A 9,899-nucleotide genomic window follows, 5' to 3' on the forward strand; every position below is an offset into this window, starting at 1 on the left:
GGTCGACATACCGGAGCCGCTCGTTGGGGATCAGTTCCAGGTACTCGCCGCCGAATGAGTGGCTCTTGCCCGAGCTGAAGTTGGTGAATGACATCTTGTAGGTGCCGCCCACGCGCGCGTCCATCTGGTGCACCTTGCCGGTGAAGCCGTGGGGCGGCAGCCACTTGGCCATCGCGTCGGGGTCGAGGAAGGCGCGATAGAGCCGCTCGGGGCGGGTGCGCAGCACGCGGTGGAGCTTGACCGTGTTCGTCGCCATGAGGCCTCCTGGGGGACGGCTTGGCATGCTAGCAGGCGATGGGCCGCCGAGCCACGGGGCTCGATCGCCTGGCGCGGCAGTTTCGCCCTGCCCCCCAAAGGCAAAAGGGCGCGGCCTTCGCCGCGCCCCTTCCTTCTTGCAAGTCTCCTCCCTGGCAATCCGTCTCAGTGCCCGGACGCTCCCGCGGCGCCAAGGCCGGTCTCCGAACGCACCTGCTGCGCCTCGAACGCGCCGCGCTCCCTGGCGGCCTGGGCGCTGCGGTCCAGGATCGAGAACAGCCAGATGCCGAAGAAGCCGATCGCCATCGAGAACAGCGCGGGCGAGGTGTAGGGGAACCAGGCGCTGCCCTTCGGGTTGCCCAGCGTCACCTCCCACACCGAGGGCGAAACCACCGTCAGGGCCACCGAGGAGATCAGGCCCAGGAAGCCGCCGATCACCGCGCCCTTGGTCGTGCAGTCCTTCCACAGCACCGACATGAACAGCACCGGGAAGTTGGCCGAGGCCGCGATGGCGAAGGCGAGCGACACCATGAAGGCGATGTTCTGCTTCTCGAAGGCGATGCCCAGCACCACGGCCACGATGCCCAGCGCCACGGTGGTGATGCGCGAGACCTTCAGCTCGGAGGCGCTGTCGGCCTTGCCGTTCTTGAACACGGTGGCGTACAGGTCGTGCGACACCGCCGAGGCGCCGGAGAGCGTGAGGCCGGCCACCACCGCCAGGATGGTCGCGAAGGCCACCGCGGAGATGAAGCCGAAGAACACGTCGCCGCCCACCATCTTGGCCACCAGCACCGCCGCCATGTTGGCCGTGCCCGCGCCGCCCTTGATCACGCCCTTGGAGACGTCGGCGATGTCGGGGTTGGTGAGCACCAGCGCGATGGCGCCGAAGCCGATGATGAAGATCAGGATGTAGAAGTAGCCGATCCAGGTGGTGGCCCAGAACACCGACTTGCGCGCTTCCTTCGCGTCCGGCACGGTGAAGAAGCGCATCAGGATGTGCGGCAGGCCCGCGGTGCCGAACATCAGCGCCATGCCGAAGCTGATGGCGGAGATCGGGTCCTTCACGAAGCCGCCCGGGTTCATGATCGACAGGCCGATGCTCTTCGCTTCCTCGGGCGTCTTGCCCGCGTTCTGCGCGATGGCGTTCTTCACTTCCACGCCCTTGGCGAACAGCGCCTCGGGGCTGAAGCCGTATTGCGCCAGCACCATGAAGGCCATGAAGCTCACGCCCGCCAGCAGCAGGATCGCCTTGATGATCTGCACCCAGGTGGTGGCCGTCATGCCGCCGAACAGCACGTACACCATCATCAGCACGCCCACCAGCACCACCGCGACCCAGTAGTCGAGGCCGAACAGCAGCTTGATCAGCTGGCCGGCGCCCACCATCTGCGCGATCAGGTAGAAGGCCACCACGACCAGCGTGCCCGAGGCGGCGAAGGCGCGGATCGGCGTCTGCTTGAAGCGGTAGCCGGCCACGTCGGCGAAGGTGAACTTGCCCAGGTTGCGCAGCCGCTCCGCCATCAGGAAGGTGATGACGGGCCAGCCCACGAGGAAGCCGATCGAATAGATCAGGCCGTCGTAGCCGGTGGCCATCACGGCCGCCGAGATGCCGAGGAAGGAAGCGGCGGACATGTAGTCGCCCGCGATGGCCAGGCCGTTCTGGAAGCCCGTGATGCCGCCGCCGGCGGTGTAGAAGTCCGCCGCCGAGCGGGTGCGCGCCGCGGCCCACTTGGTGATCCACAGCGTGCCCATCACGAAGATGGCGAACATCGTGATGGCCGTCCAGTTGGTGGCCTGCTTGGCGGCCTGGCCGGGGCCGTCGCCGGCCGCGAGTGCGGCCAGCGGCGCGGCAAGCGCGGCAAAGGCCGCAAGGGTTCGCAGGGTGCGGCTCATTTCTTCACCTCTTCCTCGAGGATGTCGCGCGTGAGCGCATCGAATTCATTGTTGGCGCGCCGCACGTAGAGGCCCGTGATCACGATGGTGAAGAGGATGACGCCCATGCCGATCGGCACGCCGATCGTGGTGACGCCGGCGCCCATGGGCTGCGACAGGAAGGGCTTGTTGAACGCGATCAGCGCGATGTAGCCGTAGTACACGACCAGCATCGCGAACGTGAGCGTCCAGCCGAAGCCGTTGCGCTTGCGGCGCAGTTCCTGGTACTTGGGATTGGCGCGGATGCGCGCCGTCACGTCGTCGAGGCGCGTCGCCGCCGGCGCCGGCGCTGCGCGCCTGCCCGCGGTGCCCGCGGGCCGGGCGATGCTTGTCTCACTCACTGTTGTCCCCTTTGGTTGCGAACGGGCGGAGTGTGGTGAGCCAGGCTGACCGCTATCTGACCGCGAACAACGACTGACGCGAATCTGACGGCGGCGCGCGTTTGAGCCAGCGCAAGCGGCCGGCAAGGACCGGCCCCGATGATCGGGCACCGTGCCTGCGTCCTTCGACTTCTCGGTCTCGCCCTTCGACTGCCTGTCCGCCGACGAACAGCGGCTCGTGCGCGACCACGTCGACATCGGCTACTGGCGCGAAGGCGCGACGCTGCTCGCGCCCGGGGTGGAACCGGCGCACCTGTTCGTCGTGATCAAGGGCCGCGTGCAGCAGTTCGACGGCGAGGAGCTGGTGGCCACCTACGGGCCCGACGACTGCTTCGACGGCCGCGCCCTCGTCGCCGGCAAGGCCAGCAGCCGCTTCGTGGCGCAGGAGGAGGTGCTCGCACATTTGATCGCGCGCGAGGCCGTGAGCGAGCTCATCTCGCGCAACGCCACCTTCGGCGCGCTGCTGTTCGCCGACCTCTCGCACAAGCTCAGTGCGCTCGACGCACGCGCGAGAGCGCAGGAGCGGCAATCGCTCGCGCTCGGGCGCGTGAGCGAGGCCTACCTGCGGCCGGCGCATGTCGTCGACGCCGACGACGACGTGGTCTCGGTGGTGCGCGTCTTCCAGGCGCGCCAGACCGGCAACGTGCTGGTGCGCGACCGCAGCACCGAGCCGCCCCGCACCGGCGTCTTCACCACCACCGGCCTGCAGCGCGCCGTGCTGCAAGGCACGCCGCTCGACCGGCTGCCGGTGCGCGAGTTCGCCACCTTCCAGCTCGTGACCGTGCGGCCGCAGGATTCGCTGGTGGAGGCGCTGGCGCTGATGATCCGCCACCAGGTGCACCGCCTGGTGGTGATGGACGGCGAGCGCGTGGTCGGCTTCCTGGAGCAGCTGGACCTGCTCAGCTTCCTCTCCAATCACTCGTACCTGATCTCCGTGCAGATCGTGCAGGCGGAGAACATCGAGGCGCTCGCACGCGCCTCCGAGCAGATCACGCGCCTGACCGCGCTGCTCTGGCGCGGCGGCGCCAAGGTGGCGTCCATCGCGCGGCTGGTGGGCGAACTCAATGCCAAGCTGTTCGAGCGCGCCTGGCAGCTGATCGCGCCGCCCGACCTGTTCGCCAACAGCTGCCTCTTCGTGATGGGCAGCGAAGGCCGCGGCGAGCAGCTGCTCAAGACCGACCAGGACAACGGCCTGGTGCTGCGCGACGGCTACGAATGCCCGCACGACCTGGCAGCGATCTGCCAGCGCTTCTCCGACGCGCTCACCGCCTTCGGCTACCCGGAGTGCCCCGGCCACATCATGGTGAGCAACCCGCAGTGGCGCCAGCCGGCCCAGGCCTTCGGCGAGATGGTGCGGCGCTGGCTGCTGATGCCCGATGCGGAGAGCCTCATCGCGCTGGCGATCTTCATCGACGCCCGCCCGATCTGCGGCGATGCGAGCCTGCTCGCGCAGGTGCGCGGCGAAGTCGACCGGCTGCTGAGCGACAACGACGCGCTGATGGCGCGCTTCGCCGCCGCCATCGACGCCTTCGAGCAGGAGAGCGGCTGGTGGAACCGCCTCTTCTTCCTGGCCGACAGCGACACGCTGGACCTGAAGAAGGCCGGCATCTTCCCCCTGGTCCACGGCGTTCGCAGCCTGGCGCTGGAAGCGCGGCTGGCCTGCACCGGCACGGTGGAGCGCATCGAGGCGCTGTGCGCATCGGGGCGGCTGCCGCCCAACGTGGGCGCGGAAGTGGTCGAGAGCCTCTACTTCCTCATGGGCCTGAAGCTGCAGGTGGGCCTGGACGCCGCCGACAGCGGCAACGGCCGCATCGTGCACGTGAACGCCCTCACGCCGCTGCAGCGGGACCTGCTGAAGGACGCGCTGGCCGTGGTGAAGCGCTTCAAGGCGCTGCTGCGGCACCGCTACCGCCTCGACCTGCTGTGAGGCCATGAGCACGCTCTCGCCCCGGCACTGGTTGCGCGCGCTCAAGCGCGAGTGGCTGCTGTACCACCTGGGCGACGAGCGCTTCCGCTTCATGTGGGACCCGCCGCCGCCCGACGAATGGGTGGCCCTCGACTGCGAGACCACCGGGCTCAACGTGCACCGCGACGAGATCATCTCCGTCGGCGCCGTGCGCATCGTGGGCGACGGCATCCTGACCAGCGAGCGCCTGCAACTGCTGGTGCGCCCCAGCAAACGCCGCATCTCGGTGGACAGCGTGCGCGTGCACGGGCTGCGCGAGCGCGACGTGGTGGAAGGCATGGACCCCGACGGGGCCATGATGAGGCTGATGCACTTCATCGGCAGCCGCCCGATCGTCGGCTACTACCTCGAGTTCGACGTGGCCATGATCGACCGGGCCATCTTTCCGCTGCTGGGCATGGGCCTGCCGCAGCCGAAGATCGAGGTCTCGGCGCTGTTCTACGAATGGAAGCGGCGCCAGTTGCCGCCCTATTACGAGCCGGCGCAGATCGACCTGCGCTTCGCGACCGTGATGCAGGAGCTGGAACTGCCGATGGCGGGCGCGCACGATGCGTTGCGCGACGCGGTGATGGCGGGGCTGGCGTTCGTGAAGCTGAGGCACCTGCTGGGTGCGGGGGCGGCTTCGTAGCTGCTTGAATCTAGCGCGGGCCTGATTCCGGGCAGGCGCCGATGCGGGGGCCGTGGAGGCGCTGCGAGAGCGTCATGTTCTTGCCACCCATCTTGATTTCGAGCACGGCGTCGATGCGGTTGGCTTCGAGCCGGAAGGTCGCAGCGCCGGTGGCGGCCTGCGGGTTCGCGCAGTGGAGCGTGAAGTGCAGGCCGTCGGCGGGTTCGCCGGCGCTCACCAGATTGCAGCCTGCGAAGGCCTGGTGGCGCAGGAGGGGGAACATGGCCGTTGCGTCTGGCTCGCGCAGGCACTGGCGCGAACGGGTCGTGGCGTAGCGGAGCGCCTCCTCGAGGTGGGGGAGGACAGTCTCGGCAGTCAGATCGTATTCGCCGGGAGGGAGGGGGATGGGGGTGGCGCGCACCGAAAAGGGCACCAACGCAGCCACCGCCGCCGAAAACAGGGCCGCAATGGCAAGCTGCAGCGGAGCCATGTTCTGCGCGTGCGTGCCAGCTGTCAGGTTTGTACGGCCTGCTGGCCCTCGGGTCGCTGCCCGTCCACGACCTCCAGGTCCTCGGACGCGGCCCATTCGCGCAGCGCAGATTCGCAGGCTTGCTGCTCGTAGGAGTACCAGGCCTGCAGGAGTCCACGGCGGTCCAGGAACTCCTTGAACCGCGCGTACGCGCCGCGCCTGGAGAAATACCCACGAACCTGGTCGTACGCGTCGGGGGCTTTCTCTTCCACGAAGCGGAAGATCAGCTGTTGCCCAAGGTCCAGGTCATGCTTGTGGGGTACCCGGGCATACAGTGCTTCGTCGTCGACGTCCTCGGGCAGTTCCTCTTCCAGAATGCCCGGATCGGTGTCCGTATCCCAAAAGATCCGACCCGACTCGCGGCTCACATATGCGGTGTTCTCGAACGGGCCGCCCATGCTGACCCAATCGAAGGCGTCCTGAAGTTCAGAGAGATAGACGTGTGCGCGCATGATTCACCCTGTGAGCCAACGTTCGGACTTGACCGGCACGCAGCGGCAAGGCGCCGCGAGACGTATGCACCCGCGGCCGGCTCGCGGCGCAATGCCGGTGCGTGTCCGCATCGAACGACTGTCAGACCGCGGTCCGCGTCTCGAAGATTGCAAGGCGATGCCCTTCATGTTCGACAACTTCCAGTTCGGACCACCCGCTGCGGCGCAAGAGCGTGACCGCAGTGGCAGTGCCACAGTAGACGCGCTCGAAGCCGAGGTGTCGCGCATGCTTCACGACGGCGCCCAGCAGTTGATGGCCAATGCCCCTTCCACGATGTGACGGCAGAACCAAGCCAGCCGCCGCCCAGGGCGTGAGGTGCTTGTGCGTGGGCAGCGACTCGGATTTGAGAGCGGCGACCCCCACTGGATTGGTGTCTTCAAACGCGACGAGGCCTACCGGCAAGCAAGTCTCGGAAGCGGCAAACGCACTTACATCCGCAGCGGCATCGCCCGGACCATCCGGCCCATACCACTCTGGCCATTCGTCACGAAACCAGCCGCAGAGCAACGGCACCAGTTCCTGATGGTTGGCCAGGGGAGCTATGGTCAGCACGGCGGCTCCTTCTCGAACGGGCTCATTCTCCTCCGCCAGCGCGGCACCCGCCACCACGTCTCGCGCAGTCTTTCAGCAGGGCTCCACGGTGACTGGCACGCACCGGCAAGGCGCCGCAAGACGTATGCACGCAGGGCTTGCGGCGCCTTGCCGGTGCTGTCCCGAGTCGAACGACCTGTTGGACCTCACAGTCATCTGCCCTCCCTCCAGGCTCTGGCGTTGAGCGCCTCCACCTTTGCGTCGAGCTCCGCCTGCGCGCTGTCGCCAGACGCGGCGCTCGATCCCTTCATCGCGTCGTACATAAACTCGGCGATGACCAAGCCGACAGCGTGAATGGCGTCGTGCCGATTGAGCCCTTCTCTCTGCAGCCTTTCCACTGTACGGCAGGTGGGGGCATGTGCTTCCGCGATCTGGTTCTCGACGATCGCATGAAACATGGCGTGAGCCTCCGCCCCGGGAACCTTGATGCGCGCGCCGCTGTGGTACATCTTGACCAGGCGAATTCGGTCTTGCTCCGGTAAGGCAAGCCACTCCCGAGGATTCGGGGCGCGTTCTGGGTCGTAGTTCGTAACGGGCATGGTTCGTGAGGTTTGAACGTCGGAGTTGACCGGCACGCACCGGCAAGGGGCCGCGAAACGTATTCTCACGCGCACGTCGCGGCGCACTGCCGCTGCGTGTCCGCGTCGAATGACGTGTTATACCGATGCATCCCGGAATGCCCTCAGCACGCTGTTAATGCGCGTCTGATAGCCAGGGCCTTGAGCCTTGAACCACTCGAGCACGTCCTGGTCTATCCGCAAGCGTCTTCAAAGGTGAACGTCATCCCTCGAACACCAGAGGCGCATCAACAAAGCCGAGCCCATGTGCCTTCAGGTTCGCTGCGCGTTTCGCCTCGGACCAGGAGAACTCCATCCCTCCGAGGGTATATACGCGACGTAGTGGCGTCAACGGCGGTATCCCAGCGGTAAAAACGTCCGAGTGGACCGGCACGCACCGGCAAGGCGCCGCGAGACGTATGCTTCCGCGCACGGCTTGCGGCGCCTTGCCGGCGCGTCCGTGTCGAACGACCTGTTAGGTCTCACCGCACTTTGCTCAGACGTTCGGCCATGCGGGTCTGCCAGCCCGGGCCCGTCGCCTTCCATCTTTCGATGACGTCGGCGGGGAGCCTCAGGGTGAGCTGTTTGCGCGGATTCGCCGCAGGCGGTCGCCCGCCCTTCTTGACCTCGGCACGAGCGAGCATTTCGTCGGTGAATTCGGGCAGCTCTTCGTACTCGCTCTTCTTAATTCTGTGCGCGTCCACACGCGCCAGGTCAGATTTCAAGGAGCCGCCCGATTCGGGCCTTTTCGCGGGCATTGGCTTTCCTCATGCTGAATACGTGGCGAGCCGGCCACGCGGTGTGTAGCCAACCACCACCATGCGTCCGGCGAGCAGGCCATAACAGATGATTCGGGCTTCACCGTAGTCTTGCCGCGTGTCCTTGACCTCCACCGTGGGGCCTGCGAACACAATCGATGCATCCTCGAAATCGAGCCCGCGCTCCCGAAAGGTCTTGGCGCGCTTATCGGGATCGTAGGTCACGCGCATGGGTTGTTGTAGCTACAACAACCCGTCGGTCAAGCGCTACCGCCAGTGAGACCTAACGTGAAGGCGACCGGCACGTTGCGGCACGGGGCCGCACGGTGCACGATGTTTCCAAGGCGCCGTGCGGCCCCTTGCCGCAATGTGTCCGTGTCGAGCGACCTGTTCGACCGCAACCTACGCGGCCTCTGCGTGAAACTTGACGCCGAGCGCGCGAGCGACTTTCAGCACCGTGGCGAAGCTCGGATTCCCGTTCTCGCTCAGTGCCTTGTACAGACTTTCTCGGCTGAGCCCCGCATCGCGAGCGACCTGGCTCATTCCTTTGGCGCGAGCAATGTCTCCAAGCGCGCGCGCAATGCCTGCTGCGTCCTCGGGAGCCTCTTCGAGCCACGCATCCAGATACGCCGCCATTTCTTCCGGCGTACGCAGTTGTTCTGCGACGTCGTACGCAACCGTCTTGGTGCGCGGCGCCGCGGGTTCCTTCGCCTTTACTGTCTTGGCCATCGCTACTCCAGCAAACCTCGCGCAAGCGCCAGCGCAGTCTCTATGTCCTTCTGTTGCGAGGACTTATCCCCACCTGCGAGAAGAACAATGAGCACGCCCTTACGCTCGGTGTAATACACCCGATAACCAGGTCCGAAGTCAATCTTCAATTCACTCACGCCGTCAATCAGCACGCGGTGCTGACCGGGATTTCCGTGTCCCAGTCGATCCACTCGAACCTGAATCCGCGCGCGGCCAGCCCGATCTCTCAGAGAGTTGATCCAGTCTCAGTAGACCTCGGTCATCTCCACGCGCATGCGCGGAGTGTATCCCATGGGCTACAGCGCAGTCAAGCTCGAGCGCTGGTCGAATTTGCGGTTGAACGTCGGAGTTGACCGGCACGCGACGGCAAGGCGCCGCGAGACGTATGCTCCCGCGCACGGCTTGCGGGGCCTTGCCGGTGCGTGTCCGTGTCGAACGACCTGCTAGGCCGCAGATGGCGCAAACCGACCTGTTGCATGAAACGCCCGCGCGGGTCTGACGCCACTTGTGGATAGGCCGGATGATGGTCGAGCCAACCCGAAGCCCGCCTGCGGCCCCAGTTACGGCTTTGCGGCCCAAAGCGAAACCGCGATGGATGCAATTGACACGACAAGCGCTGCAATCGCGATTGCCTGCGGGACCAAGTGCCGCGTTCTCTCCTCCTGCAGCCCTGCAAGAACTGAGGCGAGCAAGGGAAAGTTGACGCACTTGGAGTCATTGCCGACTTTCAAAGCGAATAGATGAACCTTCGAGCCATCGGCCTGTACATAGCCGTACCGCTTTTCCAAGTGATAGTAGAGGCGGCCGAAGACGATGTCGGGATTAGTCTTTAGCGTCGCTGCGACCGCCTTACAGTCGACAGGTACGTATATCTTCGACGATCGTGTCTTCTCAAGTTCGAAATTCTCGAACTCGCCCGCGTACCGGTCGAAGATGCATTCCAGGATCCTCCGATCTGAAGGGAGCTTCATTCGCTCAATCTCCTACCAAGTGCTGAAGATGCTATCTGAACTTTCGGCGCGTGCTGGGTTCTGCCGCCTAACGTGAAGGTGACCGGCACGTTGCGGCAAGGGGCCGCACGG

Annotated in this window: 15 protein-coding genes; 2 read left to right on the forward strand and 13 right to left on the reverse strand. The window is 65.8% G+C overall.

From position 1 onward, the window contains the following. The 3 genes from VFM98_RS17480 to VFM98_RS17490 all read right to left on the reverse strand — a co-directional run. Window positions 1–256, reverse strand: a 256-nt coding sequence (locus VFM98_RS17480; RefSeq protein WP_325111178.1) for an SRPBCC domain-containing protein, incomplete at its 3' end; no start/stop codon positions are given. A 164-nt stretch (window positions 257–420) separates the two neighbouring features. Then, on the reverse strand, window positions 421–2,148 hold the full coding sequence (locus VFM98_RS17485) for a cation acetate symporter (RefSeq protein WP_325111179.1): 1,728 nt from the start codon (window positions 2,146–2,148) through the stop codon (window positions 421–423). Continuing rightward, window positions 2,145–2,444, reverse strand: a complete 300-nt coding sequence (locus VFM98_RS17490; protein WP_325111190.1) for a DUF485 domain-containing protein — start codon at window positions 2,442–2,444, stop codon at window positions 2,145–2,147. The genes VFM98_RS17485 and VFM98_RS17490 overlap by 4 nt, the downstream gene beginning before the upstream one ends. A gap of 235 nt (window positions 2,445–2,679) precedes the next feature. On the opposite strand from VFM98_RS17490, the gene VFM98_RS17495 reads away from it, so the two are divergent. Both VFM98_RS17495 and VFM98_RS17500 read left to right on the forward strand, forming a co-directional pair. After that, window positions 2,680–4,494 (forward strand): DUF294 nucleotidyltransferase-like domain-containing protein, encoded by a 1,815-nt coding sequence (locus VFM98_RS17495; RefSeq protein ID WP_325111180.1) that lies wholly within the window; start codon window positions 2,680–2,682, stop codon window positions 4,492–4,494. A 4-nt stretch (window positions 4,495–4,498) separates the two neighbouring features. Beyond that, complete coding sequence (locus VFM98_RS17500) at window positions 4,499–5,161, forward strand: 3'-5' exonuclease (RefSeq protein WP_325111181.1); 663 nt, start codon at window positions 4,499–4,501, stop codon at window positions 5,159–5,161. Between the two features lie 10 nt (window positions 5,162–5,171). Here VFM98_RS17500 and VFM98_RS17505 read toward each other — a convergent pair whose 3' ends face one another. The 10 genes from VFM98_RS17505 to VFM98_RS17545 form a co-directional block, all read right to left on the reverse strand. Then, window positions 5,172–5,630 (reverse strand): hypothetical protein, encoded by a 459-nt coding sequence (locus VFM98_RS17505; RefSeq protein ID WP_325111182.1) that lies wholly within the window; start codon window positions 5,628–5,630, stop codon window positions 5,172–5,174. Between the two features lie 23 nt (window positions 5,631–5,653). Continuing rightward, entirely contained in the window at window positions 5,654–6,121 is a 468-nt protein-coding gene (locus VFM98_RS17510; protein ID WP_325111183.1) for a UPF0158 family protein, read from the reverse strand. Window positions 6,122–6,242: 121 nt separating this feature from the next. Beyond that, on the reverse strand, window positions 6,243–6,713 hold the full coding sequence (locus tag VFM98_RS17515; protein WP_325111184.1) for a GNAT family N-acetyltransferase: 471 nt from the start codon (window positions 6,711–6,713) through the stop codon (window positions 6,243–6,245). A gap of 191 nt (window positions 6,714–6,904) precedes the next feature. Further along, a complete protein-coding gene (locus tag VFM98_RS17520; protein WP_325111185.1) occupies window positions 6,905–7,327 on the reverse strand; it encodes a hypothetical protein in 423 nt (140 codons plus the stop codon). Between the two features lie 81 nt (window positions 7,328–7,408). Beyond that, window positions 7,409–7,513 carry a BrnA antitoxin family protein gene (locus VFM98_RS26150; RefSeq protein WP_414709042.1) on the reverse strand — a complete coding sequence of 35 codons (105 nt, stop codon included), beginning with the start codon at window positions 7,511–7,513 and terminating at the stop codon, window positions 7,409–7,411. A 278-nt stretch (window positions 7,514–7,791) separates the two neighbouring features. Then, on the reverse strand, window positions 7,792–8,034 hold the full coding sequence (locus tag VFM98_RS17525; RefSeq protein WP_325111186.1) for a BrnA antitoxin family protein: 243 nt from the start codon (window positions 8,032–8,034) through the stop codon (window positions 7,792–7,794). 42 nt (window positions 8,035–8,076) lie between these two features. Beyond that, window positions 8,077–8,298 (reverse strand): BrnT family toxin, encoded by a 222-nt coding sequence (locus VFM98_RS17530; protein ID WP_325111187.1) that lies wholly within the window; start codon window positions 8,296–8,298, stop codon window positions 8,077–8,079. Between the two features lie 171 nt (window positions 8,299–8,469). After that, window positions 8,470–8,796 (reverse strand): addiction module antidote protein, encoded by a 327-nt coding sequence (locus VFM98_RS17535; protein WP_325111188.1) that lies wholly within the window; start codon window positions 8,794–8,796, stop codon window positions 8,470–8,472. 2 nt (window positions 8,797–8,798) lie between these two features. Then, window positions 8,799–9,056, reverse strand: coding sequence for a type II toxin-antitoxin system RelE/ParE family toxin (locus VFM98_RS17540; RefSeq protein ID WP_325111191.1), 258 nt, complete (start codon window positions 9,054–9,056; stop codon window positions 8,799–8,801). A gap of 321 nt (window positions 9,057–9,377) precedes the next feature. Next, complete coding sequence (locus tag VFM98_RS17545; protein WP_325111189.1) at window positions 9,378–9,788, reverse strand: hypothetical protein; 411 nt, start codon at window positions 9,786–9,788, stop codon at window positions 9,378–9,380. Window positions 9,789–9,899: the final 111 nt, after the last annotated feature.

The sequence above is a fragment of the Ramlibacter sp. genome, assembly GCF_035706265.1.
Classification (GTDB): domain Bacteria; phylum Pseudomonadota; class Gammaproteobacteria; order Burkholderiales; family Burkholderiaceae_C; genus Ramlibacter.

Bases quoted from the DNA above. Each gene is read 5' to 3' on its own strand.
- VFM98_RS17510 (WP_325111183.1), bottom strand. From the start codon at position 6,121: ATGCGCGCACACGTCTATCTCTCTGAACTTCAGGACGCCTTCGATTGG.
- VFM98_RS17505 (WP_325111182.1), bottom strand. From the start codon at position 5,630: ATGGCTCCGCTGCAGCTTGCCATTGCGGCCCTGTTTTCGGCGGCGGTG.
- VFM98_RS17500 (WP_325111181.1), top strand. From the start codon at position 4,499: ATGAGCACGCTCTCGCCCCGGCACTGGTTGCGCGCGCTCAAGCGCGAG.
- VFM98_RS17535 (WP_325111188.1), bottom strand. From the start codon at position 8,796: ATGGCCAAGACAGTAAAGGCGAAGGAACCCGCGGCGCCGCGCACCAAG.
- VFM98_RS17485 (WP_325111179.1), bottom strand. From the start codon at position 2,148: ATGAGCCGCACCCTGCGAACCCTTGCGGCCTTTGCCGCGCTTGCCGCG.
- VFM98_RS17530 (WP_325111187.1), bottom strand. From the start codon at position 8,298: ATGCGCGTGACCTACGATCCCGATAAGCGCGCCAAGACCTTTCGGGAG.
- VFM98_RS17545 (WP_325111189.1), bottom strand. From the start codon at position 9,788: ATGAAGCTCCCTTCAGATCGGAGGATCCTGGAATGCATCTTCGACCGG.